Annotated in this window: 23 protein-coding genes and 1 pseudogene; 15 read left to right on the top strand and 9 right to left on the bottom strand. The window is 63.8% G+C overall.

The genetic code is table 11. The features are described 5' to 3' along the window. Positions 1 to 13: 13 nt before the first annotated feature. From M653_RS0114880 to M653_RS0114870, 3 genes are all read left to right on the top strand, one after another. On the top strand, positions 14 to 964 hold the full coding sequence (locus tag M653_RS0114880; protein ID WP_027144067.1) for an AEC family transporter: 951 nt from the start codon (positions 14 to 16) through the stop codon (positions 962 to 964). A gap of 183 nt (positions 965 to 1147) precedes the next feature. Next, the gene (locus M653_RS0114875) at positions 1148 to 2605 is read left to right on the top strand and encodes an NAD-dependent succinate-semialdehyde dehydrogenase (protein WP_027144066.1); all 1458 of its coding nucleotides are present in this window, start codon (positions 1148 to 1150) and stop codon (positions 2603 to 2605) included. An 84-nt stretch (positions 2606 to 2689) separates the two neighbouring features. After that, complete coding sequence (locus M653_RS0114870; RefSeq protein WP_027144065.1) at positions 2690 to 3712, top strand: aldose epimerase family protein; 1023 nt, start codon at positions 2690 to 2692, stop codon at positions 3710 to 3712. Between the two features lie 4 nt (positions 3713 to 3716). Here M653_RS0114870 and M653_RS0114865 read toward each other — a convergent pair whose 3' ends face one another. After that, positions 3717 to 4640 carry a sugar kinase gene (locus M653_RS0114865; RefSeq protein ID WP_027144064.1) on the bottom strand — a complete coding sequence of 308 codons (924 nt, stop codon included), beginning with the start codon at positions 4638 to 4640 and terminating at the stop codon, positions 3717 to 3719. Between the two features lie 151 nt (positions 4641 to 4791). On the opposite strand from M653_RS0114865, the gene M653_RS0114860 reads away from it, so the two are divergent. Further along, positions 4792 to 5241, top strand: coding sequence for a FixH family protein (locus M653_RS0114860; protein WP_027144063.1), 450 nt, complete (start codon positions 4792 to 4794; stop codon positions 5239 to 5241). Between the two features lie 7 nt (positions 5242 to 5248). Further along, positions 5249 to 6448 (top strand): cytochrome c peroxidase, encoded by a 1200-nt coding sequence (locus M653_RS0114855; protein WP_027144062.1) that lies wholly within the window; start codon positions 5249 to 5251, stop codon positions 6446 to 6448. 1 nt (position 6449) lies between these two features. Here the strand turns inward: M653_RS0114855 and M653_RS0114850 are convergent, their stop codons facing one another. Further along, positions 6450 to 6902, bottom strand: a complete 453-nt coding sequence (locus M653_RS0114850; RefSeq protein WP_027046935.1) for an Lrp/AsnC ligand binding domain-containing protein — start codon at positions 6900 to 6902, stop codon at positions 6450 to 6452. Between the two features lie 161 nt (positions 6903 to 7063). On the opposite strand from M653_RS0114850, the gene putA reads away from it, so the two are divergent. Next, on the top strand, positions 7064 to 10672 hold the full coding sequence (gene putA / locus M653_RS0114845; protein WP_027144061.1) for a bifunctional proline dehydrogenase/L-glutamate gamma-semialdehyde dehydrogenase PutA: 3609 nt from the start codon (positions 7064 to 7066) through the stop codon (positions 10670 to 10672). Between the two features lie 12 nt (positions 10673 to 10684). Here putA and M653_RS0114840 read toward each other — a convergent pair whose 3' ends face one another. The 4 genes and pseudogenes from M653_RS0114840 to M653_RS0114825 form a co-directional block, all read right to left on the bottom strand. After that, on the bottom strand, positions 10685 to 10999 hold the full coding sequence (locus tag M653_RS0114840) for an antibiotic biosynthesis monooxygenase (protein WP_027144060.1): 315 nt from the start codon (positions 10997 to 10999) through the stop codon (positions 10685 to 10687). Between the two features lie 61 nt (positions 11000 to 11060). Further along, positions 11061 to 11882: an energy transducer TonB gene (locus tag M653_RS0114835; protein ID WP_245262141.1), complete on the bottom strand. Its 822-nt coding sequence runs from the start codon at positions 11880 to 11882 to the stop codon at positions 11061 to 11063. A gap of 268 nt (positions 11883 to 12150) precedes the next feature. After that, a pseudogene (locus M653_RS1000000134430) lies at positions 12151 to 12587 on the bottom strand (hypothetical protein). 2 nt (positions 12588 to 12589) lie between these two features. Next, positions 12590 to 14779, bottom strand: a complete 2190-nt coding sequence (locus tag M653_RS0114825) for a TonB-dependent hemoglobin/transferrin/lactoferrin family receptor (RefSeq protein ID WP_027144058.1) — start codon at positions 14777 to 14779, stop codon at positions 12590 to 12592. Positions 14780 to 14978: 199 nt separating this feature from the next. Between M653_RS0114825 and hemP the strand changes: the two genes are divergently transcribed. From hemP to M653_RS0114800, 5 genes are read left to right on the top strand one after another with little or no spacing between them, the layout of a single operon-like run. Next, a complete protein-coding gene (gene hemP / locus M653_RS0114820) occupies positions 14979 to 15185 on the top strand; it encodes a hemin uptake protein HemP (protein ID WP_027051401.1) in 207 nt (68 codons plus the stop codon). Between the two features lie 23 nt (positions 15186 to 15208). Beyond that, positions 15209 to 16264 (top strand): hemin-degrading factor, encoded by a 1056-nt coding sequence (locus M653_RS0114815; RefSeq protein ID WP_027144057.1) that lies wholly within the window; start codon positions 15209 to 15211, stop codon positions 16262 to 16264. Positions 16265 to 16274: 10 nt separating this feature from the next. Continuing rightward, positions 16275 to 17183: a hemin ABC transporter substrate-binding protein gene (locus M653_RS0114810; protein WP_027144056.1), complete on the top strand. Its 909-nt coding sequence runs from the start codon at positions 16275 to 16277 to the stop codon at positions 17181 to 17183. Positions 17184 to 17188: 5 nt separating this feature from the next. Next, complete coding sequence (locus M653_RS0114805) at positions 17189 to 18289, top strand: iron ABC transporter permease (RefSeq protein WP_027144055.1); 1101 nt, start codon at positions 17189 to 17191, stop codon at positions 18287 to 18289. 24 nt (positions 18290 to 18313) lie between these two features. Next, positions 18314 to 19105, top strand: a complete 792-nt coding sequence (locus M653_RS0114800; RefSeq protein ID WP_027144054.1) for a heme ABC transporter ATP-binding protein — start codon at positions 18314 to 18316, stop codon at positions 19103 to 19105. A gap of 32 nt (positions 19106 to 19137) precedes the next feature. Here M653_RS0114800 and rirA read toward each other — a convergent pair whose 3' ends face one another. Then, positions 19138 to 19602, bottom strand: coding sequence for an iron-responsive transcriptional regulator RirA (rirA, locus tag M653_RS0114795; protein WP_027144053.1), 465 nt, complete (start codon positions 19600 to 19602; stop codon positions 19138 to 19140). 271 nt (positions 19603 to 19873) lie between these two features. Between rirA and M653_RS0114790 the strand changes: the two genes are divergently transcribed. From M653_RS0114790 to M653_RS0114780, 3 genes are all read left to right on the top strand, one after another. After that, the gene (locus M653_RS0114790) at positions 19874 to 21169 is read left to right on the top strand and encodes a DUF445 domain-containing protein (RefSeq protein ID WP_027144052.1); all 1296 of its coding nucleotides are present in this window, start codon (positions 19874 to 19876) and stop codon (positions 21167 to 21169) included. 105 nt (positions 21170 to 21274) lie between these two features. After that, positions 21275 to 21703 (top strand): phasin family protein, encoded by a 429-nt coding sequence (locus M653_RS0114785; protein ID WP_027144051.1) that lies wholly within the window; start codon positions 21275 to 21277, stop codon positions 21701 to 21703. 258 nt (positions 21704 to 21961) lie between these two features. Continuing rightward, complete coding sequence (locus tag M653_RS0114780; RefSeq protein WP_027144050.1) at positions 21962 to 22459, top strand: MaoC family dehydratase; 498 nt, start codon at positions 21962 to 21964, stop codon at positions 22457 to 22459. A 40-nt stretch (positions 22460 to 22499) separates the two neighbouring features. Here M653_RS0114780 and M653_RS0114775 read toward each other — a convergent pair whose 3' ends face one another. Continuing rightward, a complete protein-coding gene (locus tag M653_RS0114775; protein WP_027144049.1) occupies positions 22500 to 23957 on the bottom strand; it encodes an MFS transporter in 1458 nt (485 codons plus the stop codon). A 128-nt stretch (positions 23958 to 24085) separates the two neighbouring features. Between M653_RS0114775 and M653_RS0114770 the strand changes: the two genes are divergently transcribed. Next, a complete protein-coding gene (locus M653_RS0114770; protein WP_027144048.1) occupies positions 24086 to 24976 on the top strand; it encodes a LysR family transcriptional regulator in 891 nt (296 codons plus the stop codon). 15 nt (positions 24977 to 24991) lie between these two features. Here M653_RS0114770 and M653_RS0114765 read toward each other — a convergent pair whose 3' ends face one another. Beyond that, positions 24992 to 26395 (bottom strand): PLP-dependent aminotransferase family protein, encoded by a 1404-nt coding sequence (locus tag M653_RS0114765; RefSeq protein ID WP_027144047.1) that lies wholly within the window; start codon positions 26393 to 26395, stop codon positions 24992 to 24994. Between the last annotated feature and the right edge of the window lie 50 nt (positions 26396 to 26445).

Here is a 26445-nt window from a genome sequence, read left to right as displayed (position 1 = left end):
CTATCCCTGAATAATGTCTCCGCTCACGGAAACCGTCGTGTTCGTCTTCAGCCTTGTCGCGCTCGGCTATCTCGCCGGGTACACAGGCTATCTGAGACCGGCGAGCGGCGAGGGGATATCCGACTTCGCGGTCTCGGTGGCAATGCCGCTGCTTCTGTTCCAGACCATGGTCAAGGCCGATTTCCATGGCGTGGCGCCATGGCCGCTATGGGGTGCCTATTTCACCGCCGTGGCGATCACCTGGGCGGCGGGGCATGTCGTCACCACGCGAATCTTTGGTCGCGATGCGCGAGCCGGGGTCGTCGGCGGGGTGTCATCGGCCTATTCCAATGTGGTGCTGCTCGGTGCCCCCTTCATCCTTGGCATATTTGGTCCGAGCGGCTTCGAAGTGCTGTCGCTGCTGGTCTCGGTGCATCTGCCGATCATGATGATGGCTTCGATCGTGCTGTTCGAGATGTTCGGCCGGGGCAGCGGCGACCATGTGCATCCGTTGCGCGTCATCCGCAGCTTCCTGAGGCGGCTGTTCATCAACCCGCTGATCATCGGCATTCTCCTGGGTCTGGCATGGCGGCTCAGCGGCGTCCCGCTGCCCGGTCTCATCATGCGGCTGGTCGATGCGCTGGCGAATACGGCCGGGCCGGTGGCGCTGTTTGCCATGGGGCTCAGCCTGCGCCGCTTCGGCATATCAGGCAATGTCCGCCCGGCCTTGGCGCTTTCGGTGCTCAAGCTGTTCCTGATGCCGGCGCTGGTTCTTGCCTTCGTCTGGCTGCTCGGCCTGCCGCCGTTGACTGCCAAGGTGGCGGTCGTGGTGGCGGCGCTGCCGTCCGGCATCAATTCCTATCTCATCGCCGTGCAGTTCAACACCGGCCAGGCGCTGGCATCGAACCAGATGACCATCGCCACGGCTTGCGCGGTCCTCACCACCGCCTTCTGGCTGACGGTGGTCCTGCATGTCTTCGGGTGAGATTGACGACGGCGCATGCCAACCCGCTCTCGTCTTGCGCTGGTCCAACCCCTATATGCCATCTTGCGATTGCTTGCGAGGCTTTCCCTAGGTTAAGAGCAATGGCTCCAGCGTGCGGCCCTGCCTGCGCTTTACCGAAGACATCCAGATAGCGGCCCGTGAGCGCCGAACGGAGGCTAGACCATGCTTCAGAAAACCAGCCATTTCATGCGCCAGGCCAATCTCATCAACGGTGAATGGGTGCAGGCCGACAGCGGCCAGACGGTCGATGTGAACAATCCAGCCACCGGCCTCAAGATCGGCACGGTGCCGAAGTCGGGCAAGGCAGAGACACGCCGCGCCATCGAGGCGGCCGACGAAGCTTTCAAGACCTGGCGCAAGACGACCGCGCTCGAACGCTCCAAGCTGCTGCGCAAGCTGCATGATGCGATGATGGACAATCAGGACGTACTGGCTGAACTGCTCACCATCGAGCAGGGCAAGTCGCTGTTCGAGTCCAAGGGCGAGATCGGTTCGGCCGCCGCCTACATCCTGTGGTTCGCCGAAGAAGGCCGCCGTACTTATGGCGACGTCGTGCCCTCGCCATGGGCGGACCGTCGCATCCTGGTGACCAAGGAACCGGTCGGCGTCATTGCCGCCATCACACCGTGGAATTTCCCGTCCTCGATGCTGGCCCGCAAACTCGGTCCCGCACTTGCCGCAGGCTGCACCGCCGTGGTCAAGCCGGCCTCGCAGACGCCGTATTCGGGTCTCGCCTGGGGAGCGCTGGCCGAGGAAGTCGGCTTTCCCAAGGGCGTCGTCAACATCCTGACCGGCGCCGCCGGCGAGATCGGCGACGAAATCTGCGCCAATCCGCTGGTCAAGAAGATCACCTTCACCGGCTCGACCGAGGTCGGCAAGATCCTGATCCAGAAATCGTCGGTCACCGTCAAGAAGGTGTCGATGGAGCTCGGCGGCAACGCGCCGTTCATCGTCTTCGACGACGCCGATGTCGAGCGTGCCGTGGCCGGCGCGATCACCGCCAAATATCGCAATTCCGGCCAGACTTGCGTCTGCACCAATCGCTTCCTCGTCCAGGCCGGTGTTTACGACAGGTTCGTCGAGAAGCTCGCCGCGGCCAGCAACGGACTGAAGGTCGGTTCCGGCCTCGAAGAGGGCGTCCAGCAGGGGCCGCTGATCGACGAGAAGGCGGTCGAGAAGGTCGAGGAGCTGATCGCCGATGCCAGCTCAAAGGGCGGCAAGGTCGTCGCCGGCGGTCATCGCCATGCGCTGGGCGGCTCGTTCTTCCAGCCGACGGTCATCGCCAACGCGACGCCGAAAATGCGCTTCATGAAGGAAGAGATCTTTGGCCCGGTCGCACCCGTGTTCAAGTTCGAAACCGAGGAAGAGGCCGTCGCGCTCGCCAACGACACCGAGTTCGGCCTTGCCTGCTATTTCTACACCGGCGATCTCGGCCGCGCCTTCCGGGTCATGGAAGGCCTGAAATACGGTATGGTCGGCGTCAATGAAGGGCTGATCACCACTCCGGAAGCGCCGTTCGGCGGCGTCAAGGAATCCGGACTTGGCAAGGAAGGCGGACATCAGGGCATCGAGGATTATCTTGATACCAAATATGTGTGCATCGGCGGCCTCGGCCTCTGATAGGCTGGTGCTGGGGCAGGCTGGTAAACCTGCCCAGGCTGAACAACCAGCCGAAGTCCTTTGGATCCACTGGCATTTGCGGGCATGATGATGAAGGACGGCGAGGTTTTCGGCACGACGCAGGCAGGCGAACCGATCCGCCGCTTTACAATCAGGGGCGGCGGCCTCACCGCCAACGTCATCGGGCTTGGCGCCATCGTCCAGGACCTGCGCCTGATCGGGCACGACGCGCCGCTGGTCCTCGGCTACAACAATCTGGAGGCCTACGAGACCGACACTGGCTTCTTCGGGGCCGTGGTTGGGCGCTACGCCAACCGCATCGGCGACGGCCGCTTCACAATTGGCGGCAACCGCTACCAGACCGAGCGCAACTTCCTGGACAAGCATACGCTGCATGGCGGCTCGCAAGGCTACTCGCACCGTCCATGGGCGGTTTCACTGCATGGCAGGGACTTCGTCACGCTGACATTGCACGATCCCGATGGCGCGATGGGCTTTCCCGGGGCGCTCGACGTTACCTGCACCTACCGGCTGAAAATTCCCGGCACGCTCAGCGTCGAACTGACGGCGACCTGCGAAGAGCCGACGCCGTGCAATCTCACCCAGCATTCCTACTTCAACCTAGATGATGGCGGCACGGGCGACATTCTCGACCACAGAATGATGCTGAACGCCGGCGCCTATCTGCCTGTCGACGGCGACATGATCCCGACCGGCGTGGTCAAGCCGGTCGACGGCACGCCCTTCGATTTTCGTCAGGCGCGGCCGCTGCGCATGGAGACCGAGGGCGAACAGCTGCCCTACGACCAGAATTTCTGCCTGGCCGCGGCGCGCGGGCCGCTCAAACAGGCAGCGTGGGTGCAAGGGGCGAATTCCGGCGTCGAGATGGAAGTCTGGACCACGGAACCCGGTGTCCAGCTCTACACCGGGCAATATGTGACGCCACGCATCGGTCTGGAAGGACGGAACTATAAGGCCTTCAGCGGCTTCTGCCTGGAGCCGCAGATATGGCCCGACGCGCCGAACCGGCCCTATTTTCCGCAGGCGACGCTATGGCCGGGCGCGATCTACCACCACGTGACGGAATACCGCTTCCGGCAGGGATAGCTTTTCAGGACTTGCCGAACGCCGTCCGCAGCGTCTCGAACGGCGCCAGTGCGCCACGGACCTGCACCACGGCAGCGGCAACGCGATGGGCTCGCCGGGCGGCTTCCTGTGGGCTGTGGCCGGCAAGACGAGCGGCGAGATAGCCGCCATTGAAGGAATCCCCGGCACCTGTCGTGTCCACGGGCACCGCGACATGGATTGCGGCGACCTCCCGCAGCGCTCCACCCTCGGCAATCAACGCCGGCGCTTCGCCGTTCTTGACCACGACCTCCTTGACCAATTGACCGAGGCGATCAGCGGTCGCCTGCGGTGTGTCGTCGCCGAACAGCGTCTGTTCGTCCGGGAAAGTCGGCAATGCGATGTCGGTGACGGCAAGCGCTTCGACGATCGCTGCCTGCGCGTCCTCGCGGCGGCGCCAGAGCCGTGGCCGATAATTCGGATCAAAGGCGATCAGCGAGCCCGCCGAGCGTGCCTTAGCCACAGCCGCCAGCAGTGCCTTGCGCGGGGCCTCGTCGAGAATTGCCAAAGTGATTCCGGAAAAATACACAAGCGCCTGATTTTCCAGGTTTTTCGACAATGCCGCTGGATCCGACGCGAGCTGCCTGGCGGCGGCGTCGCCGCGCCAGTAAGTGAAGGAGCGCTCGGCGCCGGTCAGCGTGATCGCATAGAGGCCGGGGCGCGCGCCCGGTACGACCGGGCTGGAGCCGATGCCGATGCCGTTTTCGGCGAAGAAGGCGATCTGGCCCTGTGAGAAGGGGTCGTCGCCGAAGGCCGAGACATAGGTTGCCGGCCGGTCAGGGCTGAGCGCATGCAGCGCCCACAGCGTGTTGAACGTGTCGCCGGCAAAGCCCATCCGCCAGTTCGGGCCGGTCTGTCCCGACAGTTCGAGCATGCATTCGCCGATCGAGGCGACGCCGTTTCCTACCATCTGCAATCCTCCAGTGATTTCGGTGCTGTAGCTTTTTGCCGGATGCAGCGCCATGCTTGGCAAGCAGGCTTTTTTCCGCCACAGCGTTTTCCCACAGGCTGGCGGGATGCGATCCGCCCGGCAGAACGTTATCCGCAGAAGAGGAACCGGTTTGGCATCGTTATGGCGTTATTTCCTGGCAGGTCTTGGTCTGGCTGCTTTGCTGGTCGGCGTTCTCGCGGCCGTCTATCTGACGGCGCCGCATTCGGCACAGCCCGTCGGCCCGGATGTCTCGCGGACCAAGAAAACCGACAACGGATTGTACGTAGCGAGTTTCGTGCCGGAACACGGCGTGGTGCGACAGGGCGAGCTGGAATCCTGGCTGCTGACGCTGAAGACAAAGACAGGGGCTTCGGTGGAGCGAGCCGCGATCACCATCTCCGGCGGCATGCCGCAACACAATCACGGTCTGCCGACCAGCCCGCAGGCGACCGATTATCTGGGCGAGGGACGCTACCGGATCGAAGGGGTGAAATTCACCATGAGCGGCTGGTGGCAACTGCGTTTCGCCATATCGTCCGGCGCGGGCTCCGACACTGTGCTGTTCAACGTGGTGCTGTGAGCGGTCGATGAGGCGCTTTTTCTGCTTTTTTGCGCTGACGGTGGCGGCCATCCTTGCCGGTTGCGGGAAGCCGGATTTTTCCGATGCCGAGAAGAAAATGATTGCTTCGCTGGCATTGAACACACTGCCGGCGCTGAAGCCGGACACCACCAATCGCTTTGCGGATGTGCCAGCCGCTGCCGCACTTGGCTCGACGCTGTTCTTCGACGTCGGGATGAGTCGCGATGGCACTGTGTCCTGCTCGACCTGCCACAAGATAGACCGCCAGTTCCAGGACGACCTGCCGCAGGCGGTCGGCGTCGGGCGCACCAACCGGCGCACCATGCCACTGGCCGGTGTGGCGCGCGACCCCTGGTTCTTCTGGGACGGACGTCGCGACAGCTTGTGGGCGCAGGCGCTGACCCCCCTCGAAAACCCGTTGGAACAGGCTGGAAACCGCACCGCCTATGCGCATTACATGAGGATACGCTTCGGCGAACGCTATGAGCGGATCTTCGGGCCATTGCCTGATTTGTCCGGCATTCCGCCGAATGCCAGCCCGCTCGGAAGCGATGCCGAAAGGACAGCCTGGAACGCGATGAGCGGCGCGCAGCGTGATGCGGTGAACCGCGTCTACGCCAATATAGGCAAGGCGATCGCCGCTTTCGAACGCTCGATCGAGCCGTCGCCGACGCGCTTCGACCGCTTTGCACTGGACCTTGCCACAGGCGCCGAACCGAAAGGCGATGCCACCTTTTCGCAAGAAGAAATCCTTGGGCTGAAACTGTTCATCGGCAAGGCCAATTGCGTGACCTGCCACAACGGCCCGCGCTTCAGCGACAACGGTTTTCACAACACGGGCGTGCCGCCCGTCGCCGGCCTGCCGGCGGATCGTGGGCGCGTCGATGCGGTGGCCCAGGTCGAGGCCGACCCGTTCAACTGCTTCGGCGCCTATCGCGATGGCGACGCCAGTGCCTGCGGCGAACTGCGCTTCATGGTCAAGGATGCGGCGGAACTTGTGCGCGCCTACAAGACGCCGTCGCTACGCGGTGCGGCGACGCGTCCGCCTTACATGCATGCCGGGCAGTTTTCATCGCTGGACGAGGTTGTGGCGCACTACGCCAAAGCGGCAGGAAGTGTTGAGGGCACCTCTGAAATTCACCCGCTTGAGCTGTCCGACCGCGAGCGCGCCGCACTGGTGGCGTTCCTGAAGACGTTGTCGGAATAGGTTACCTATCCTTCACCGTTTCCATCGCCACGAAGGTCGAGGTCTGGGCGACGTGGGGCAGGGCCGAGATGCGCTCGCCGAGCACGCGGCGGTAGGCGGCGATGTCGCGGGTGCGGACCTTCAGGAGATAGTCGAAGCTCGACGCCATCATGTGGCACTGCTCGATCTCCGGCACGGCCTGTACGGACCGGTTGAAGGCATCGAGCGCGGCGGATCGGGTGTCCGACAATTTCACCTGGACGAAGGCGACATGGCCTTCGCCCATGCGTTCGCGGTCGATGATCGCCTGGTATCCCCTGATATAGCCGTCCTTCTCCAGCCGCTTCACCCGCGCCTGCACCGGTGTCTTCGACAAGCCGACCTTGGCGGCCAGTTCCGACATGGAAAGCCGGCCGTTGCCGGCCAATGCCGACAGGATGTTCCTGTCGATGCGGTCCAATTGGTCTTCTGTCATCGAAACCGCAGCCTGAATCAGCAATTTTCAGCAGCATGATAAGTCGATTGATCTGCCCTGTCGATTTTTTCAGATCGCCTGAAATCTGGCACTTGTGCTAGCTTGCGCCATTCGGTCCGGTGACCGCCGGCCGCTCCCTTATGCTAGCTCATAGGACCGCCATGCCGCTCGACGCCATCCGCCAGCAGATCCGTGCCAATTATTTGCCCGACGAAGACGCAGCGGTTAAGCGATTGGCCGAGGCGACCGGGCTTTCTGCCGGACACCGCAAGGCGATCTCGGCCCGCGCGGCCGACCTGGTGCGGGCGGTACGGGGCTCCGCCGATCCCCGGCTGATGGAGGTCTTCCTCTCCGCCTACGGTCTCTCCACCAAGGAAGGCGTGGCGCTGATGTGCCTGGCCGAGGCGCTGTTGCGCGTGCCCGACACCGAGACGATGGACGATCTCATCGCCGACAAGATCGCGCCGCACGACTGGTCGGCGCATTCCGGTGGTTCGAGTTCCATTTTCGTCAATGCCTCGACCTGGGCATTGATGCTGACCGGGCGCGTGCTCGACGAAGGCGAGGGCGGCATCGAAGGCACGCTGCGCTCGATGGTGCGAAGGCTGGGCGAACCCGTCATCCGCAAGGCGGTGGCTGCCGCCATGCGCGAGATGGGCGAACAATTCGTGCTTGGCCGCACGATCGCGGAAGCCGTCAAGCGCGGCCGGCCGATGACCCAGAGGGGTTATCTCTATTCCTTCGACATGCTGGGCGAAGCGGCTCGCACCGAGGCCGACGCCTTGCGCTACCACAAGGCCTATGCCGACGCCATTTCCTCGCTCGATGCCGGCTCGAACGGGCCAGATATCCGGTACAACCACGGCATTTCGGTCAAGCTCTCCGCGCTGCATCCTCGCTACGAGGTGGCGCAGAAGGAAAAGATGCTGCCTGTGATGGCCGAGCGGCTGTTGTCGCTGGCTCTGGCCGCACGGCATTCGCGGATGGGCCTCAACATCGATGCCGAGGAGGCGGATCGTCTCGACATTTCGCTCGATGTGGTCGAGCGGGTGCTGGCAGAGCCGGAACTCGCCGACTGGAACGGTTTTGGCGTCGTCGTGCAGGCCTATGGCCCGCGCGCGGCTTTCACCATCGACTGGCTCTACGCACTGGCCAAGAAGTACAACCGCAACATCATGGTTCGGCTGGTCAAGGGTGCCTATTGGGACACCGAGATCAAGCGGGCGCAGACGCTCGGACTGTCAGGCTATCCCGTGTTCACGCGCAAGGCCAACACCGACGTTTCCTACATCGCGTGCGCGAAAAAACTGCTTGGCATGACCGACCGAATCTATCCGCAATTCGCCACCCACAATGCCCACACCGTCGCCGCCATTCTGTCGATGGCGGACAACCGCGACACCTTCGAATTCCAGCGCCTGCACGGTATGGGCAAGGCTTTGCACGAAACCGTGCGCCGGTCGGAGGGCACGCGTTGCCGCATTTACGCGCCGGTCGGCGCGCATTCGGACCTGCTTGCCTATCTGGTCCGTCGACTGCTGGAGAACGGCGCCAATTCCTCCTTCGTGCATCAACTGACCGATGAGGACGTCGAGCCGGAGGACATCGCGCGTGATCCATTGGAAACGGTCGAACGCCAGGGTCCCGCCGCCAATCCGGCGATTGCCCGGCCTTCCCAGATATTTGGCGCGGGCCGTCGCAACTCGAAAGGGTTCGACATTACCGATGCGGTGACGCTGGCTGCTATCGACCAGGCCAAAGCGGCATTCGGGGGTCCCGATCGCTGGCACGCCAAGCCGATCACGCGCGCCGCCGGCTACGGCAAGCAGCGCCCGATTGTCAATCCGGCAAAACCTTCCGAGGTCGTCGGCACGGTTCACGAGGCCGCCGCCAAGCAAGTCGCGACCGCCGTGCGCATCGCGGTGGAGGCGCAGCCGGCCTGGGCAAAACGGCCGGTCGCCGAGCGTGCCGGCATCCTCAACCGCGCGGCTGACCTTTACGAGGCCAATGCCGTCGAGTTCTTTGCGCTCGCTACGCGCGAAGCCGGCAAATCGTTGGCCGACGGCGTCGCCGAGGTCCGCGAGGCCGTGGACTTCCTGCGCTATTACGCCACCGAGGCGGCGAATGCCGAGGCGGGCACGCAAGCGCGCGGCGCCATTGTCTGCATTTCGCCATGGAATTTCCCGCTCGCCATTTTCACCGGCCAAGTCGCGGCAGCACTCGTCACCGGCAATTCGGTGATCGCCAAACCGGCCGAGCAGACGCCGCTGATCGCCTTCCGCGCCGTCGAGATGCTGCGCGAGGCCGGTGTGCCGGAGGACGTCATCCAGCTCCTGCCCGGCGACGGCCCATCGGTCGGCGGCCCGCTGACTGCCGATCCGCGTATTGCCGGCGTCTGCTTCACCGGGTCGACCGAGGTTGCCAAGCTGATCGAAAAACAACTGGCCGAGACTGCGGCGCCGGACGCCATGCTGATCGCCGAGACCGGTGGTCTCAATGCCATGATCGTCGATTCTACCGCGCTGCCCGAACAGGCGGTGCGCGATATCCTGGCGTCGGCCTTCCAGAGCGCCGGCCAGCGCTGCTCGGCGCTGCGCGTGCTCTATGTGCAGAAAGACGTCGAGAAGAAGATGCTGGAGATGCTGAAGGGCGCCATGGAGGCGCTCAATGTCGGCGATCCCTGGCTGATCTCGACCGACGTAGGACCGGTCATCGACGACGAGGCGCAGGCCTCGATCCGCGATTATTGCACGGCGATGAGGCTGCAAGGGCGGCTGATCGCCAAGTTGGAAGCCCCCAAGGACGGCCGCTTCGTCGCGCCGCATGTCTTCCGGGTCAGGGGCATCGAGGAGATGGAGCGCGAGGTGTTCGGGCCGGTGCTGCACGTCGCCAGTTTCGACGCCGACCAGATCGGCAGCGTCATCGCCGCCATCAACCGCAAGGGTTATGGCCTGACTTTCGGTCTGCATACCCGTATCGAGGGGCGTGTGCAGCATTTCGTCGACGGCATCCATGCCGGCAACATCTATGTCAACCGCAACCAGATCGGCGCCGTCGTCGGTTCGCAGCCATTTGGCGGCGAGGGCCTCTCCGGCACCGGGCCGAAGGCAGGCGGCCCGTACTATGTCAGGCGCTTCCGCAAGGGGCCGGAAGCAGGCACGGAAGTTGGCGAAGGCCACAAGGTTACGGCGACCGAGCTTGCCGACAATCTGCCCGATCCGGCACTTGGCGGCTGGTCGACGCGGCCGGACCGGATCGCCATCCTGAGGAAGCATCTGCGTGGCAAGGGCGCGGCGGCGATCGGTGCCGCCGCCAGCATCGATTTCGGCCAGGTCGATTTGCCTGGCCCGACCGGCGAGGCCAACACGCTGTCGCTGTCGCCGCGCGGCCGGGTGCTGTGTCTGGGGCCGGACGCCGACACGCTGCTAGCCCAGGCCATCCAGGCGCTCGCCGCCGGCAATGCGGTGCTGGCGGTGGCGCCAGGTGCCCCGGCTACCCTCTCCGCATTGACCGGGAAAGGCTTGCCGCTGGCGGCCATCGATGGCCGCCCCGATCCTGTCGAGGCGCGCTCGCTGCGCGTCGATGTCGTTGCTTTTTCAGGCACGCCCGAGGCGGCGCGCATCGTGCGCAAGGTCATCGCCGAGCGCAGCGGGCCGATCGTGCCGCTGGTCAGCGAGGTGCTCAATCCGGCGGCCTATGCGCATGAGCGGGCGGTCTGCGTTGACACGACGGCAGCGGGCGGCAATGCCAGCCTGTTGGCCGCTGCATAGACTGGTCGGTACTTACGCGCCTTCGACAACGGAAAAGCCCTCGAATTGCGGGTGGCCGAGATAGTGGACCTTTGTCGTGCCGACATTGCGGTGGGCGGCGCGAAAATTCTCCGACTTGGTCCAGGCGACGAAATCGTCATGGCTGGCCCAGACCGTATGCGAGGCAAAAAGCGTGTAGCCTTCGGCCTCGTTGACCGGGCCGCGCAGCAGATGGAACTCGCGGAAGCCCTTCATCTCGGCAAGGCTGGAATCGCGGTTCTTCCACACGGCTTCGAAGTCGGCCTCGGAGCCGGTCTGCACCTTGAAGCGGTTCATGGCGATATACATGGGGTTCCTTTCAGCGGGTCTCGAACGTTGATGATTGACGGCTTGAGTGGATGGCCACGGCTCAGAACGGACCGATTGGCGCCTTGAAGCGCCAGCTCGACATCCCGGTCCCGGGCGGGATTGGCGGGAAGGGCGCCTGTTTTCGCACCAGCTCCAAAGCGAATTGATCAAGCTCCGGCGAGCCGGAGCTCTTGGCAAGTTGCAAGTCGGCAATGTTGCCATTGGCAAGCACGACAAATGCCACCATCGCGTTGTTGCGGGCTGTCGTTTGCGCGGATTTCGATACACGGCGATTGGCGCGAGCCAACTTGCTGGCCACTTCGCCGCTATAGCGGGAAGCCGCCGCGTTGCCGGCCTCGCTTTGCTTTCTCCCTTTGCTGGCAATGGCCGCCTTGATTTCATGGCCGTCAGCCGAGCCGCGCTTCTCGTACGGTTCGCCGGCGGTTGCTGGAGCACCTTCCGGGCTCGGCCTCGGGACGGGAACCTGCGGCTGCTCTGGAACCGAGGCAGGCGTTTCGGTGTCCTCGGCCTGCATGGTCGGTTGCGCCGGCATTTCAGTTCTGGGAGGGGCCACGCTCTGGTCATCGGAACGTGGCGTCCCCGCCACCAGTATGTCCGGCGTGACCGCCGGCAGCTTGACAGGTTCCGGCAGAGGCTCGGGAGGTGGCTTCGCCCCTTCCTGCGCGGGCATTGACCCCGCTGCCTTTGCCGGTTGCTGCTTGGCCAGCTGCGGATTCGGCACCAGCGTGACATTCATCGCCGCCGGGTCCTTGTCCAGGGCGCTACCGACCACCTTGTCTCCTGAGTGATCGCTGCCTTCCGACTGCACCCCGCCCTGGAGATCGAACGTTCCCGTTGGCGATATAAAAAAGGCCGCCGCCACGCCTGCATGGAGCAGACAGGAGACGACGATCGCAGCCGGCCATTTGCCCTCGCCGGCAGGCGGCCGCGTCTGGGCAAGCGGCTCGGCCGGCACGATGGCCAACTCGTCGCCGGCAGTGGGGAGGGAACTGGTTTCCTGCATGTCGCGCGGCGGAAAATGCAGCGGCCCAGGCGCCATTGTCAAATCAAGATAGACTGGCTCAAACAGCAGAAGGCCGGCCAGGGGCCGGGCCTGGATATGTCGCGCCAAGGTGGGTTCTGGTCCCACATCAGACGCCGAAAGCAACGCCGGTCCTGGTGTCCGTCTTCAGCTTGCGCATGCAGGCGGCCGGCTCGAGGCCCGTGCCGACGCACTCCGTCGCGCTGTTGATCAGCACACGGCTGACCTTGGTGCAGTCGGTACCGGCCAGGTCAAAGCGCGTCACCTTTGTCTTGCCCGTTGGCAAATCCTTGAAGTCGAGCACCGTCAGCCGGTCGACCACCCCGGCCTCGTTGAACAGGGCGATCTCGAACGCCGCCTTGGTGAGGTCGGCGCCGAGATTGTTGTTGACCAGGAAGGTCAGCCGGCAGCCTTTGTCAGAAGGCTGCGCGGCATTGAGTTCGAGGGTCAGGACCGGCTCGGACTGTTCAGCCCGCGCCGGAACCGTCGCAAGCGACATCGCCGCGTCGAGGTCAGCAGACGAAGGGATGTCGTCAAGCTCGTCATGCTCAACCTCCAAATCGCATGGTTGCGGCCAGCTTCAGCGTGATGCCCGGTTCATAGACAGCGACCGTCGTGCCGCCATTCAGCGGGTTGGCGTATTTGACGTCGAACAGATTGTCGGCACGGAAATCGACTTTCAGATTGTCGGTCGCCTGATAGCTGGCGAAGGCGTTGACCAGTGTGTAGTCCGTGGCCACCGCATTGCCCTTCGGCTTGCCGTTATACTGCACCTCGCCGCCGACGGTCAGCTTGTCCTCGAGGAAGCGCAAGCCGAGCTGAGCGGTGACCTGAGAGGAAGGAATGGTGGCGAGGTCGGCTTCCACACCCTTGTAGGAAACCGTGTGGCCATCCGTGATCGAAGCCGAGAGGCCGGCATAGCCCCATGCCGCATCGTAGACACCTTCCAGCTCGAAGCCGTCGATCTTGGCCGTGGCGAAATTCTGATACTGGAAGCAGATCGGGATGCCGGGGCCGAAGGGGCAGCCGCTGCCTGGAGCGAACGGCGACAGCGTTACGCCGTCGATATAGTCGTCGACATCGTTGTTGAAATAGGCCGCCTTGATACGGAGTGCGTCGCCAGCCTCGAAGATGTCGTTCTGCTTGTAGTTGACGCCGAACTCGGTCGTCTTGCCGGTTTCAGGCCGCAGATTTGGATTGGGCAGGAACGGGAAGCTGACGCCAGCCGGATGGTTGCCGCTGATCAGCGTTTCCGTGATCGACGGCGAGCGATAGCCTTCCGCATAGGTGCCGTAGAATTGCAGGCCGGCAAGCCCGGCGCTCTCGAACGGCGAGACACCGACCGTGACGCGCGGCGATAGCCTGTCGCCGGAAATATCGTGCGTGTCATCCTTCAGGCTATAGCTGTCGTAGCGTAGGCCGGCGATGACTTCGAGCCAGTCCCAGCTGAGCTTGTCTTGGACGTAGGCGCCCGACACATTCCGCTTGCCAGAAGGGGTGTAGAAACTGTCGCCGCCGGCAGCGCCGCCCGTCTTGACGTTGTCGCCGACCCAGTCACCGCCATAGGTCAGTTCATGCGCGATGCCGCTCGTCTCGAACCGTGACGTGTTCCAGATGTCGATGCCGGTCGTGCCGACATCGAATGTCGACTGCGATCCTGCCGGCAGCACCACGGGAAAACCGGTCACCGGATCGAAGCGGTTCTGCGGCACAAGACTGGTCAGGTCGAGATTGGTCTTGTTGTAGGAGGTGTTGATGTGGAGATCGAGCCAGCTCTTGTCTTCGTCCGTGATGTTGTAGCGGGCCGTGAAGGTGTTCGACTTCAGGTCGACATCATTCACAGACAGGCCGCCGCTGGTCTCGTTCCAGCCATCGCTAGAGCCGACCCAGCCAAGCTTCAGTTCACTGTTCTCGGTCGGCCGGATGGTGGTCTTGAGCAGGCCGCTCAGCACGTCGAAACCAGTGCCGTTGACGGTGTCGCCGTCGCCGTCCTTGTAATTGTCGTAGTCGCGGTAGACGATGTTGCCCAGCACGTCCCAGTTCTGATTGATCCGATAGGCGCCGGATGCGCTTGATGTCCAGCCCTTGCCGTTGCTTTCGTAGCGTCCAGTAACGGAGCCTGCCCAGGTCTCGTCAGGCTTGAGGAAATCCAGCGCATCCTTGGTATCGAAGAAGACGACGCCGCCAATGGCGCCCGAACCATAGGTGTTGGCGACCGGACCGCGGATCACGTCGACGGATTTGACCAGTTCGGGATCGATGTAGAAGGTCGACTGGGTGCCGTGGTCGGAACGCTGGAAATTCTGGCGCGCGCCATCGACGATCACAGCGACGCGGCCGAAATCCTGCAGGCCTCGGATGTTGATGCTGGTGCTGACGCGCCTGGCGTCTGCCTGGGCGGCGACACCTGGTACGCCGAGCAGCATTTCGTTTGGCGTCGTCGCCATACGGCGGTCGAGCTGTTCCTGGCCGACATGGCTGGCCGAGGCCAGCGATTCGATCGCCGTTTCGCCGGTGCGGCTGAGCACCAGGATCTTGTCGAGCAGCGTCGCGCCCGAGGGAGCTGCTTTTTCCTGGTCAGTCTTTTTCGATTGACCGGTCTGCTCGCTCGCCGGCTGCGTCGCCTGTTGCGCGTGCGCCGATGGCGCGGATAGGGCGATCGCTGCCACGCTTGCAAGCAAAGCCATTGCACGGTTCGCCTTCGACCGGCCGCGCCATTCCCAATTCATCAACCCCATGCCCCAACTCCAAATTCCAGGTTCCATGCTGGCTGGCCCGGGGCTTGCTGGCATTTTTGATCGTATCCGGCATCTTAAATGTTGACTCATTTAGTCCTGTATTGCACTGACTAGTAAACATGATTATTCGAGTCAAGAAATGAATCGGCAATTTCGCAACGCCTAGCCAGATGCCCGGCACAGGAAGGGATCGACCCAGATGAACACGCACAATCCCAACGATTTTCGCTATCGCGTCCGCCGTTCGGACGATGCCTCCGCCCGTTTCGATCGGATTCCGCTGGCGGTGCGCACGCTGTCCAGCAACACGCTGTTCCAGGGCGAGCACGAGATCGGCATCGAACATCATGGGGCGCTCTACCGGCTGAAGATCACCCGCCAGGGCAAGCTCATTCTCAACAAGTAAGGCAAGGCATCAGGGGTAAAGACATGGACCAGCGCGTAAAACCCGCTCCGCATGAAATCCGGCGGGCACGGACCGAGAATCCAAAAGCGCGCGAGCGTGACCTGGCCGGCCAGCTCGGCATTTCGGAAGCCGAGATGGTCGCCGCGCATTGCGGCGACGGCGCCGTTCGCATCGAACCGCGCGTCAACGACCTTCTGACCGGTCTCGAGGCCGTTGGCGAGGTCATGGCGCTGACCCGCAACGAAAGTGCGGTGCACGAGAAGATCGGGGTCTATGACAAGGTCGTCACCGGCAACCACAATGCCATGGTGCTTGGCGAGAACATCGACCTGCGCATCTTTCCGAAAGTCTGGGCGCATGGCTTCGCCGTGGAGAAGCGGGACGGCGACGACATCCGCCGCAGCCTGCAGTTCTTCGATGCGGCCGGCGAGGCGGTGCACAAGGTGCATCTGCGCCCGGCCTCCAGCCTCTATGCCTACCAGAAGCTGGTCGCCTCACTGGAATCGTCGAACCAGGAGCCGACAATCGACATTTCACGGCCCGTTCTCGACGAGGAAAGCGAGGCCGGGACCGCAAGCCTGGACGATCTGCGTGACCGCTGGAGCCGGCTGACGGACGTGCACCAGTTCTTCGGCATGCTGAAGACGTTGAAGCTCAGCCGCCGCCAGGCGGTGCGCATGGTCGGCCAGGACTATGCCTGGCTGCTCGACAATGACGCGGTCCGGGCCATGTTCCATCACGCCGCCGAAGGCGAGATGCCGATCATGTGCTTCGTGGGCAACCGCGGCTGCATCCAGATCCATTCCGGCCCGGTCAAGTCGGTCAAGACGATGGGACCGTGGATCAATGTGCTGGACGAGACCTTTCATCTGCACCTGCGAACCGACCACATCCATGAGGTCTGGGCGGTGCGCAAGCCGACCAAGGACGGCCATGTCACCTCGCTCGAGGTCTATGCCGCCAATGGTGACATGATCATCCAGTTCTTCGGCAAGCGCCATGAAGGCGAGGGCGAACGCGACGACTGGCGTTTCCTGGCCGAGCACCTGCCGCGCATTCCAAGCCCGACGGCAGCCTGAGGAAAGTGAAATGCGTTCTGTTTCGAGACTGTCCGCCCTGCGCGGACCGATCATCGGTTCCGCGATCGGCCTTTCCCTGGCTTTCGCCGCAATGCAACCAGCCGGCGCCACCGAAGGCGTTTCGGTCTTCGCCGACCCTTCGAAGATCGCCGCCATTGGCGGTTCCATCACCGAAATCGTCTATGCGCTTGGCGAGGAAAAGCGTCTTGCAGCGCGCGATTCCAGCAGCCTCTATCCGAAAGCGGCACTCGAATTGCCCGATGTCGGCTACATGCGCCAGCTGTCGCCGGAAGGCGTCTTGTCGGTCAATCCGACAGCCATACTGGCATTGCACGGCAGCGGCCCCAAGGAAGCCGTCGACGTGCTGAAGAAGACGAGCATTCCCTTCATCGAAGTGCCCGAGCAGTACAACCGCGAAGGCATCCTCCAGAAGGTCCGCATTGTCGGCAAGGCGCTCGGGGTCGAGACCAAGGCGGAGGTGCTGGCCAAGGCGCTCGATGCCAAACTCACGGCCGCTAAAAAGCAGACAGAATCGATCAAGGAGCGCAAGCGCGTCCTGTTCGTGCTCTCGATGCAGGGCGGCAAGATCATGGCGGCCGGCAGCGACACCGCGGCCAACGGCATGGTCAAGCTGGCGGGCGGGGTCAATGCGGTGGAAGGCTTTTCCGGTTACAAGCAGATGTCCGACGAAGCGATCGTCACCGCCAGGCCGGACGTGATCCTGATGATGAGCAATGCCGGGCCGCCGGTGTCGGACGACGAAGTGTTCGGCAATCCATCCATAGCCTCGACGCCGGCCGGCACCGCGCGCAAGCTGATCCGCATCGATGGCGCCTATCTGCTCGGCTTCGGGCCACGCACGGCCGACGCCATCCACGACCTCGCCGTGTCGCTTTATGGCGCACAGGTCACGGACTGAGCATCATGGCCGACCAGTCGATCGCCGGTCCAGTGAAGGCGATGGGTGCATCCGAAGGCGATCGTTCCGGTCGCGCCCGTGCCGTCATCCTCTTGCTGTGCCTGAGCCTGGCGATCGCCGTCTTGCTTTCGCTCACATCCGGGGCGTCGGACGCATCCGCCGTGAACGTCATCAGGGATTGGCTCTTTGGCACCGTCCCTGGCGATGCGGCCCTCAGCGCGCGTGACAGCCTGATCGTCTACGAAATCCGCCTGCCGCGCGTCATCCTCGGCATGTTGGTGGGCGCGGCGCTCGCGGTTTGCGGCGCCGTCATGCAAGGGCTGTTCCGCAATCCGCTCGCCGATCCCGGCCTGATCGGGGTTTCAGCCGGCTCCAGCCTTGGCGCGGTGGCCGTCATCGTGCTCGGCGGGACCGTGCTGGCACCGGCGACCGCATTGCTCGGAACGCTCGCGCTGCCGTTTGCGGCATTTTTCGGCGGCCTCGCCACCACACTGGTGCTTTATGAGGTCGCCACGCGACGCGGGCAAACCTCGGTCGCCACCATGCTGCTCGCCGGCATAGCCCTGGCGGCACTTGCCATGGCGCTGACCGGAATTCTCATATTCATGGCCGACGATCGCCAGTTGCGCGACCTGACCTTCTGGTCACTGGGATCGCTCGGTGGTGCGACATGGGCCAAGATCGCTTCCGTGGGGCCCATCATCATCTTGGCGCTGGCGGCGATGCCGTTCCTGGCCCGCGGCCTCAATGCGCTGGCGCTCGGCGAGGCCACCGCCGGCCATCTCGGCATACCGGTGCAGCGGCTGAAATACACAGCCATCATTGGTGTCTCGGCGGCGGTCGGGGCGTCCGTCGCCGTCAGCGGCGGCATCGGTTTCGTCGGCATCGTGGTGCCGCATCTGCTGCGCCTGCTGATCGGCCCGGACAATCGTTACCTGCTGCCGGCCTCGGCGCTGCTCGGCGCCTCGCTGTTGCTGCTCGCCGATGCCGTCGCCCGCACCATCGTGGCGCCGGCCGAATTGCCGATCGGTATCGTCACCGCCGTCGCTGGCGCGCCGCTCTTCCTGTGGATCCTGTTGCGCAAGCGCGGCGTGATCGACCTGTGAGTTGGGACCCTGTTGGAGTGTTTCATGATCGAAGCGCGCGATGTTTCTGTGGCGATCGGCAAGAAGCGTATTGTCGCTGATGTCGATTTCGAAGTCAGACCGGGTGAAATCTCGGCCATCGTCGGTCCCAACGGCTCGGGCAAGACGACCTTTCTCAAGGCGATGTCGGGGGATCTCGCCCATACCGGACGGATCGTCATCAACGATCGCGAGCTGTCGACGATGAAACCGGTCGAGGCCGCGACGGTGCGAGCGGTGCTGCCTCAGGCAACGACCTTGTCCTTTCCCTTCACGGTGCGCGAGATCGTCAGGCTTGGCCTCGTCGGTGGCCTCGCGGGGATGCTGCCCGGCGAGAACGAACGCCTGCCGGAGCGGGCGCTGGCGCGGGTCGATCTGGAGGGCTTTTCCGGGCGTTTCTACCAGGAACTTTCGGGTGGTGAGCAGCAGCGCGTCCAGCTTGCGCGCGTGCTGTGCCAGGTCTGGGCGCCAGTGCTCGACGGCAGGCCGCGCTATCTCTTCCTCGACGAACCGGTTTCCAGCCTCGACATCAAGCATCAGCTGATCATCATGAACATCGCCCGCGATTTCGCCAGAAGAGGCGGGGGCGTGGTCGCGATCCTGCACGACCTCAATCTGACGGCCATGTATGCCGACCGCATCTTCGTGATGCATCGCGGCCGGCTGGCCGCGACCGGCTCGCCGCGGGAGGTGCTAAGCGATGAGCTGATCGAAAGGGTGTTCGATTGCCGGCTCAAGGTCGGCGTGCTGCCGGCTAGCGACATGCCGTTCGTGCTCCCGCAATCGTCGGTCAGCTGATATTCAGCCGACCTCGCACGACACGACAGGGATCAAGCTGCCGGCGCGCGGCGCTCCATCAACAGATCGATGCCGAGCAGGTTGCGCACGTTCGGCCGCGCCGCCACCAGGTCGGCGATCGTGTAGCGGGCAAGCACGGCGAAGAAGGCGTTGAGCGCCTCGCGCAGCGCCGAATTCAACGCGCAGCTGTCGACGAGTGGGCATTCGGCCGCGTCGTTCTCGAAGCACTCCGCCATGGCAAAGCTTTCCTCGGTCACGCGCACAACGTCGAACAGGCTTATCGCTTCGGCGGCACGGCCGAGCCGTACCCCTCCGTTCCGGCCGCGGACAGTCTCGACCAGGCCGTTCTCGACCAAAGGCTGCAGGATTTTGAACAGGAACAGTTCCGACACCGAATAGGCGGCCGCGATCTCCGGGATGCGGCTCAACCGTTCATTGTTGGCGGCACAATACATCAGGATGCGCATGGCGTAGTTGGTTTGGCGGGTAAGCCGCATTTCATCCTCACAAAGCGCTGGTACGGTGCAACCATGCCAGAGTGTAGATTTGCTGGCGCGGCTTCATCCGGATTTTCGGAGTCTCCACACTAGCCTCGACGGAATATGGCCTATACCTTGGAATAATTCCAGACTAGCTTCGCGTTATAGCTGAATATTCTCGTCAACTTTATGTGCGTGACCGGGTGAAACCCCGGGGGTAATCGCTGTCACGGGCATTCTGGCGGTCGAAACACTAAATAGGCTGAGATCGACGAGGAGCGGCCCATCCATGGCTCAATCGGACCAGTCCCTGGCGCCAGTGCGGTTCGATGCCGACGCGGGCGCCAAGCTTTCCGCGCTGCGGCGGACAAAGTTCGTCGCCACGGCGGCACTGGCACTCTGCGTGCTGGTCTTTGCCTTGGCCAAGTCCTTCCAGAGCAGCTATCCGTGGCTCGGCTTCGTCGCCGCCTTCGCCGAGGCGGCAACCATCGGCGGCCTTGCCGACTGGTACGCGGTGGTGGCGCTGTTCAAACGGCCGCTTGGGCTGCCCATTCCCCACACCGCCATCATCCCGGAAAACCAGGATCGTATCGCCGACAATCTCGGCCGTTTCATCGAGGTCAATTTCCTGGCGCCGGAGCCGGTGCGTGAAAAACTCGCCGAGGTCGATTTTTCGGCACTCGTCGCCGACTGGCTGGCCGATGCCGAGCGCGCCGCCGACCTGTCGCGCTTCGTCGTGCGGCTGGTGCCGCAGACGCTTGCCGCCGTCGAACAATCCGGCCTGCGCGGTTTCGTCACCAGCCGCATGCTCGAACAGATCGAAAAGGTGCCGCTGGCGCCGCTGGCGGCCGAACTCTTGTCGGCGCTCACCGACGATCGCCGCCACCAGAAGCTGTTCGACGAGTTCATCAAGGTCATCGGCCGGTTTCTCAACGACGAACAGGCGCTGGCGACGATGCGCGACAAGATCCGTGAGGAATTGCCGTCGCTGTTCAATCTGTTTCGCGCCGACGCCTATCTCCTGAAGAAGATCGTCGCCTCGGCGGGCTCCCTGCTGGACGAGGTGCGTGCCGATCCCGACCACCCGATGCGCGCCGAATTCGACCGTTTCGCACTAGGCTTCGTCGAGCGGCTGCGCACGTCCAAGCAATATGCCAAGCGGGCGGAGAAAATGAAGCGCGAATTCCTCGCCAGACCCGAAGTCAGGGCGCTGGCCGGCGACATGTGGGAGAGCCTCAGCCTGTTCATCGAGCAGGATGCCAAGGCGCCGAATTCGCTGATCCGGGAGCAACTCGCCAGCATGTTCGTCGAGGTCGGCCGCCATCTTGCCGGCGATGCGCATATCCGGGCCGACATGAACGGAGGATTCGTGGTGGCGCTGGCCTCTTTCGTCGAAAGCCAGAAGAGCGGCGTATCGAAATTCATCGCCGACCAGGTCAAGCGCTGGGATCTGGCGCAACTGACGCGCCTGATCGAGATGAACATCGGCAGCGACCTGCAATATATCCGCTTCAACGGCATGATCATCGGCGGGCTGGCCGGCATCGTGCTCTATACGATCGAGTTGCTGCTCCCGGTCAATTGATCCGTATCGACCGCCAGGCGTGCGTTCGAAATGGACACACGGCGTTCGAGTGCTATTCTCCCGCCGAGGGCGTCCGCACCCGCGGCAACAGGGGAGCAGACAATCATGGCCAGGCAACTGGAATCCGATTCCTTCATGGAGATGTTCGGCAGGTTCGGCCGTGACCTGAAGGTGCCCAACGTCGATGTCGAGGCGATCCTTGCGCATCATCGCAAGAATCTGGAAGCGCTGGAGAAGGCGGCACGGACCAGTGCGGCCGGGGCATCCTCGCTGTTGTCGAAGCAGCGCGAAATGCTGCAGGACACGCTGCGGGAAGTCGCCGACATGGCGCAGAGCTACCGCGCACCGGGCAATCCGCAGGAGCTCATGGCCAAGCAGACGGAGTTTGCCAGAAAATCCTTCGAGGCGGCGCTCAAGAACGCCGGTGAAGTGGCTGAACTGGCAAGGAAATCAGGCACCGAATCGATCGATATCCTGCGCGCGCGCATCAAGGAAGCGATGGAGGAGGTCCGCGCCGGTTACGGGCAGAAGTAGGTTCTCATCGGCTGTCGTTCCGTCCTCGGCCAAGCACGCCGGTTCGCGATTCCGCAACCTTGCGCATAGTTGTATTAGCGCCACAGCATAAGCTCCCGGCAGCCCGGAAGGTTGGAAAATCCGAATTCGGCCTGCCATCGCGTGGCAATGCATGGCACGAGTGAGCTCGAATCCGCCGGAACGGATTTGCGCAGGATGAATTGACAGAGGCCGCCGGTTCGTGGTCCGGAAGCTTTGGAAGCGATCGGGAAAGCAGGAATGACGGAAGTACGGCCTAAAACGCCGCCTAGCTACGAGCAGCTGAGAACGATGTCCGGACAGGAGCTCGGCGTCTCGGAATGGACCACGGTCGACCAGAGCCGTATCAACCAGTTCGCCGACTGCACCGGCGACCATCAATGGATCCACGTCGATCCTGAACGGGCGCGGCGGCAAAGCCCGTTCCGCACCACGATCGCGCATGGCTATCTGACGTTGTCGATCATCGGCGCGCTGGCCCTCGACATGGGGATCGTGCCCGAGAATACGCAGGCCGCCTTCAATTACGGTTTCGACAAGGTGCGTTTCCTGGCGCCGGTCAAGGTCGGCGCACGCATTCGCCTGCGCACGACGCTGCTTTCCATGGAAGACAGAGGCCCAGGCCAGTATCTGATGAAGGCAGCCAACACGGTCGAGATCGAAGGCGAGGAAAAGCCGGCGCTGATGGCTGAAACGCTGGTCATGCTTTACGAACGCCGCAAACGGGCAGGGGCCTGAACGGCGGTTCGCCAGGCCCCCAGCTATCAAACGGTTACGGCTAAGGCAGACTGGGTTCCGCTCGGCGATCGACGCGGGCGGAGAGCAGGGCAAGGACCAGCGCGGCCAGAGCCAGGGCGGTGGCGGTCCGAAAGGTGATCTGCATGCCTCGGGCCGCGGCCGCGGAAGTCAAGAGCTGTTGCCCAATCTCTTGCCGAGCGTCATTTGATGCAATCGCGAAAATGGCACCCATCAGCGATGCGCCGGTGATGAGGCCGAGATTGCGCAACAGGTTGAGCAGACCGGAAACGACGCCACGTTCGTTTGCGGTTACACCGCCGATGACGGCCGCGTTGTTGGAGGTCTGGAACAGGGCGTAGCCAAAGCAGGTGACGGTGATTGGAACGACATAGCTGGCAATGCCGAGCTTGGTCAGGGCAAGCGACAGGAGGAACGTCCCCGTGGCGAGGCAGGCCAGGCCGGCGACCATCATCGCGTGGGCGCCGAGGCGATCGGTCAGGCGGCCGGCCAACAGCGCCGACAGGGTCGAGACAAGCGGCCCGGTCGAAAGCGCCATTCCGACCATCGCAGCATCCAATCCGAGCCCGCGCGACAGGTAGAACGGAGCAACCACGAGGGTTGCCATCATCACCGTGGCGACGATGAGACTCATGGCAAGGCCGGCGCTCAGCCGCGGGTCGCGGAAGCGGGCGAGTTGGACAAGGGGCGCCTTCACTTTCGCCTGCGCGATGGCGAACACGATGACGCCGATACCGGCCGCGACCAGCAGGCCCAAATTGAGGACGCCGAAATTGCCTCTGCCAAGCGTCAATGCCAGGGCATAGGCGCCCAAAGTAAGGGCCAGCAGGGCGGTGCCCGTGACGTCAAACGTGCCTCGAGCGACCTCCATTGTTCCGCTGCGCGCCGGCAGGGCACGCCAGGCGAGAGCGAAGGTCAGAAGGCCCAGCGGGACATTGACAAGAAAGATAGCCCGCCAGCCAAGGCCAGCGATCAAAAAGCCACCAAGCGAAGGCCCGAGCGTCGTGCCGATCGCGGACATGGCGCCGAGCAGGCCCATGGCGCTGCCGGTTCGCTCCTTGCTCACGGTTTCCGCGACGAAGGCCAACGTCAGCGCCATCATCAGCGCGGCGCCAAGCCCCTGCATGCCGCGTGCCGCGATCAGCAGCCAGAGCGTCGGTGCCAGGCCGCAGAGCACCGATGCCAGCGTGAACAGCGCGATGCCGCCGAGCAGCAACGGCCGGCGCCCGAACATGTCGGCCAGCCGCCCGGCGCCGACGATCAGTGTCGTGATGGCGAGCAGATAGGCGAGAACCACCCATTGCACGGACTGGAACGATGCATCGAAAGCCTGCATGAGCGAGGGCAGCCCGACGCTGGCGATGCTGGTTCCCAATGACGATAGCAGCGTGGCGAGCGACAGGCTCGCCAGCGCCAGGCCGGTGGACCGGGCCTGTTGCGGCGCCGATGTCAGTTCCCGATTTTGCTCAGCGAGTCCCAAGGCGATCTCCTTCTGTCTGCTCCCGAAGCGGAGCCGTCGGAGATCTAGTCTTGTGGCTGACAAGGCGGAAGGCGCAGCATTTGCACCTTATCCGTGCGTCAAACGCCATATCATGCTAGGATAGACCGATGATATCACCCGATCTCAATCTGCTGTTTGCCCTCGATGTCCTGCTGGCCGAGGGCAGCGTGGCGCGCGCGGCGCGCCGTCTGCGCCTCAGCCCCTCGGCGATGAGCCGAACGCTGGCGCGGCTGCGCGAGGCAACGGGCGATCCTCTGCTGGTCCGCGCCGGGCGCGGCCTGGTGGCAACGCCGCGTGCGGAGGAATTGCGGTCACAGGTCGGCCGTGTCGTCCAGGACGCGGAAGTGCTCCTGCGCCCTGCCGAGTTGCTTGACCCCCGGAGTCTGGACCGGATCTTCACATTGCGCACCAACGAAAGCTTCGTCGAGGAGTTCGCGCCCCGTCTCGTCGCCCGCATCGAGGCCGATGCGCCAGGGGTGCGGCTGCGTTTTGCGCCGAAGTCCGATAAGGATGCGATGTCGCTGCGCGAAGCGGCGATTGACCTGGAAATTGGCGTTGCCGGCGAAACCGGGCCCGAGGTGCGCATCCAGGCGCTGTTTCGCGACCGTTTCATCGGCGCTGTTCGATCAGGCCATCCCCTGAGCGAGGGCAAGGTGACGCCCGAGCGCTATGCGGCTGGCCGGCACATTAGCGTTTCGCGGCGCGGCCGCGAGAAAGGGCCGATCGACGAGGCCCTGAGCACGATTGGCTTGCGGCGGACAGTCGTGTGCATGGTCTCGGGCTTTTCGGCAGCACTTGCCATGGCCCGAGCCTCAGACCTGATCGCCAGCGTGCCGGAGCGACATACGACAGGAGCGCGCGCCGGCATGCACAGTTTTCCCCTACCGGTCGCCACGTTGGAGGTCACCATCTCCATGCTCTGGCATCCGCGCCTCGATGCCGATCCGGCGCAACGCTGGTTGCGTGAGTGCGTGCGCGAGGTTTGTTCGAAGCACTGACGATTTCGTGCCAAATCAGCGAGCCATCGCCGTTTCGAGCGCCTTGAAAATCCGCTCGTCCGCGCACTGGGCGACGTTGAAGCGTAGGAAGCGACTGGCGGACTGCGACAGGCTGAACGCATTGCCGGGTGCCAGCACGATGTTGTCGGCCAGGGCGCGGCGGGCGATTTCGGCCGCGTCCACCCCATCCGGCAGGCCGCACCACAGGAACAGCCCGGCCGGCTGCTCGATCCAGGGCATGATGCCGATCGCTTTCAGCCGGGCGCTGGTCTCGACCATGGCGCGCGCAAGCTTGGCGCGCAGCAAATCCATATGTTTGCGGTAGCTGCCGTCCTTCAGCAGCGTCAGCACCAGTTCGGCAGCCAGCCGTCCGCCGCCGAAAGTCGTGGCGATCTTGAGGTCGGCCAGGCCCTCGATCCAGTCGCGGGGCGCGGCGATGAAGCCGCAGCGGACCGACGCCGACAGCGTCTTGGAGAAACTGCCGATCTGGACGACGCGGCTGAGGCCATCGAACGCCGCCAGCCTGGGGGCGGGGGTGCGCTCGAAATCGGCGAAGATGTCATCCTCGACGATGGTCAGGTCCGACTGGTCGGCAAGCTTGAGCAACCGGTGCGCGATGACCGGAGACAGGATCGCGCCGGTCGGATTGTGGATGGCGGAGTTGGTGATGTAGAGGCGCGGCCGGTGTTCGGCGAGCGCCTGGGCGAACAGTTCGATGTCCGGTCCCGATGGTGTGTAGGGAACGCTGACGACCTTGGCGCGGTGGGCACGCAGCAAAGCGTGGAAATTGAAATAGCAGGGGTCGTCGACCAGCACCGTGTCGCCGGGCTCGATCAGGAACCGGCAGAGCAGGTCGATGGCCTGGGTGCCCGATTCCGTCAGCATGATCTGTTCGGGGGCGGCTTCGATGCCATGCCCGGCCATGCGCCGTGCCAGCAATTGCCGCAGCGGCGGCAGCCCGAGCGGCGTGCCGTAATCGGCAAGCGCGACATCGTCGGCACGCGCGACCGTACGCAGTGCCCGGCGCAGCCCGGTCTGGGGCATCCATGATGCCGGCAGCCAGCCGCAACCGGGTTTCAGGACCTCCTCGCCAGCCTCCAGCGACTGGCGCGAAACCCAGAGCGGATCGACGGCACGATCGAGCCGGGGGCCGATCTCGGCCAGGGACAGCGGCGCCAGCGAGCCGGCGGCATAAAAACCGGAACCCGGCCGGGAGCGGATCGCGCCTTCGGCGGCGAGCCGCTCATAGGCTTCGACGACGGTGGATTTGGACACCTGCATGGACTTCGCGAAGGCACGGATCGACGGCAATCGGGTTCCCGGTGTCAGGCTGCGCGCTGCGATCCGCTGTCGGATGGTCGCCATGACGCTTTCCACAAGGGTGCGCGCGCCGTCGGGTTCCAAAGTAAGGTCTGTCATCCGTACTGCTCAATCCTCCATTACAGTTTCATCGAATTGTACCCCATTGT

Source organism: Mesorhizobium sp. WSM3626, from assembly GCF_000513935.1.
Lineage (GTDB): Bacteria > Pseudomonadota > Alphaproteobacteria > Rhizobiales > Rhizobiaceae > Mesorhizobium > Mesorhizobium salmacidum.
This window is presented reverse-complemented; position numbering and strand designations above follow the sequence as displayed.

Excerpts from the sequence above, each read along its gene's own strand:
- M653_RS0114880 (WP_027144067.1), top strand. The coding sequence starts at position 14 with ATGTCTCCGCTCACGGAAACCGTCGTGTTCGTCTTCAGCCTTGTCGCG.
- M653_RS0114875 (WP_027144066.1), top strand. The coding sequence starts at position 1,148 with ATGCTTCAGAAAACCAGCCATTTCATGCGCCAGGCCAATCTCATCAAC.
- M653_RS0114870 (WP_027144065.1), top strand. The coding sequence starts at position 2,690 with ATGATGATGAAGGACGGCGAGGTTTTCGGCACGACGCAGGCAGGCGAA.
- M653_RS0114865 (WP_027144064.1), bottom strand. The coding sequence starts at position 4,640 with ATGGTAGGAAACGGCGTCGCCTCGATCGGCGAATGCATGCTCGAACTG.
- M653_RS0114855 (WP_027144062.1), top strand. The coding sequence starts at position 5,249 with ATGAGGCGCTTTTTCTGCTTTTTTGCGCTGACGGTGGCGGCCATCCTT.
- M653_RS0114850 (WP_027046935.1), bottom strand. The coding sequence starts at position 6,902 with ATGACAGAAGACCAATTGGACCGCATCGACAGGAACATCCTGTCGGCA.
- putA (WP_027144061.1), top strand. The coding sequence starts at position 7,064 with ATGCCGCTCGACGCCATCCGCCAGCAGATCCGTGCCAATTATTTGCCC.
- M653_RS0114840 (WP_027144060.1), bottom strand. The coding sequence starts at position 10,999 with ATGTATATCGCCATGAACCGCTTCAAGGTGCAGACCGGCTCCGAGGCC.
- M653_RS0114825 (WP_027144058.1), bottom strand. The coding sequence starts at position 14,779 with ATGGGGTTGATGAATTGGGAATGGCGCGGCCGGTCGAAGGCGAACCGT.
- hemP (WP_027051401.1), top strand. The coding sequence starts at position 14,979 with ATGAACACGCACAATCCCAACGATTTTCGCTATCGCGTCCGCCGTTCG.
- M653_RS0114815 (WP_027144057.1), top strand. The coding sequence starts at position 15,209 with ATGGACCAGCGCGTAAAACCCGCTCCGCATGAAATCCGGCGGGCACGG.
- M653_RS0114810 (WP_027144056.1), top strand. The coding sequence starts at position 16,275 with ATGCGTTCTGTTTCGAGACTGTCCGCCCTGCGCGGACCGATCATCGGT.
- M653_RS0114805 (WP_027144055.1), top strand. The coding sequence starts at position 17,189 with ATGGCCGACCAGTCGATCGCCGGTCCAGTGAAGGCGATGGGTGCATCC.
- M653_RS0114800 (WP_027144054.1), top strand. The coding sequence starts at position 18,314 with ATGATCGAAGCGCGCGATGTTTCTGTGGCGATCGGCAAGAAGCGTATT.
- rirA (WP_027144053.1), bottom strand. The coding sequence starts at position 19,602 with ATGCGGCTTACCCGCCAAACCAACTACGCCATGCGCATCCTGATGTAT.
- M653_RS0114790 (WP_027144052.1), top strand. The coding sequence starts at position 19,874 with ATGGCTCAATCGGACCAGTCCCTGGCGCCAGTGCGGTTCGATGCCGAC.
- M653_RS0114785 (WP_027144051.1), top strand. The coding sequence starts at position 21,275 with ATGGCCAGGCAACTGGAATCCGATTCCTTCATGGAGATGTTCGGCAGG.
- M653_RS0114780 (WP_027144050.1), top strand. The coding sequence starts at position 21,962 with ATGACGGAAGTACGGCCTAAAACGCCGCCTAGCTACGAGCAGCTGAGA.
- M653_RS0114770 (WP_027144048.1), top strand. The coding sequence starts at position 24,086 with ATGATATCACCCGATCTCAATCTGCTGTTTGCCCTCGATGTCCTGCTG.
- M653_RS0114765 (WP_027144047.1), bottom strand. The coding sequence starts at position 26,395 with ATGACAGACCTTACTTTGGAACCCGACGGCGCGCGCACCCTTGTGGAA.